Source organism: Pacificimonas sp. ICDLI1SI03, from assembly GCF_054740865.1.
Window position 1 is genome coordinate 1 of record NZ_JBSQAU010000005.1, and the last position, 858, is coordinate 858.

The 858-nt window shown below is 60.5% G+C and carries 1 protein-coding gene and 1 pseudogene; one reads left to right on the top strand and one right to left on the bottom strand.

The window, feature by feature from the left end; all coding sequences use genetic code 11:
• Positions 1-17 precede the first annotated feature (17 nt).
• A pseudogene (locus ACSMXM_RS17010) lies at positions 18-729 on the bottom strand (IS5 family transposase).
• On the opposite strand from ACSMXM_RS17010, the gene ACSMXM_RS17015 reads away from it, so the two are divergent.
• Positions 671-858: hypothetical protein (locus ACSMXM_RS17015; RefSeq protein WP_460317673.1), on the top strand; the 188-nt coding region annotated here is incomplete at its 3' end. The pseudogene ACSMXM_RS17010 and the gene ACSMXM_RS17015 sit on opposite strands and share 59 nt — an antisense overlap.

The following is an 858-nucleotide window of genomic DNA, read 5'->3' on the forward strand; positions in this document are numbered from 1 at the left end:
AATGCTAGGGTCCGGACTCATAACCACCATGTGACTGCTGAGGCGAGGCAGATGGCACCGAGGAAGCTGGTGGCGAGTTTATCGTAGCGAGTTGCGATGCGGCTGTCGTCCCCGGCCTTCGCCGGGGCAAGCTTTCGAGGCGGCAGAACATGCGTTCGACGGCGTTGCGGACTTTGTAGAGCATTCTCGAGAAGCAGCTTTTCCAGCGCCGGTTGGCCTTGAACGGGATATTCGGAACCGCGCCCTGGCTGTCGATCAGAACGCGGATGGCGTTGCTATTATAGGCTTTGTCAGCATGAACGAGGCTATCTGGCGCAAGGCCCGTGAGCAGCGCCATCGCGGCCCTGCAATCGGCGACATTGCCGCCCGTCAGAAGGAACCGGATCGGCCTTCCTTCTCCATCCGTGATGGCGTGGAGTTTGCTGTTCCTGCCGCCCCGGCTGATATCGATAGCCTGTTTCTGCACCCCCCTTTTCCGCCCGCCGCAGAGCGGTGGGCTTCCATGTGCTGTCGATCAACACTTCAGCCGGGGGCCACCCGCCGAGGCGAGCGCGATGAACATGTCCTGTCAGATGCCTTTCTCAGCCCAACGAGCGAACCGTTTGTCTTCTTCGGTCCGTAGCTGGCGGGAGCATCCGCCCACCGGCCTCTCGACTTCAAGACGTGAATGATGCCGCTGATGACACGGCGGTCGTCCACCCTCGGAACACCACGAACTTTGTCAGGCAAAAACGGACGAATCCGCGCAAACTGCGCCTCGGTCAACCAGAACTCGCTCACGAACATGCTCCTGCAATCGCAGCACTTGAATCACATCGCAGCCGCCTTGGGAATCCCGTTTACGGGTCCGGACCCTAG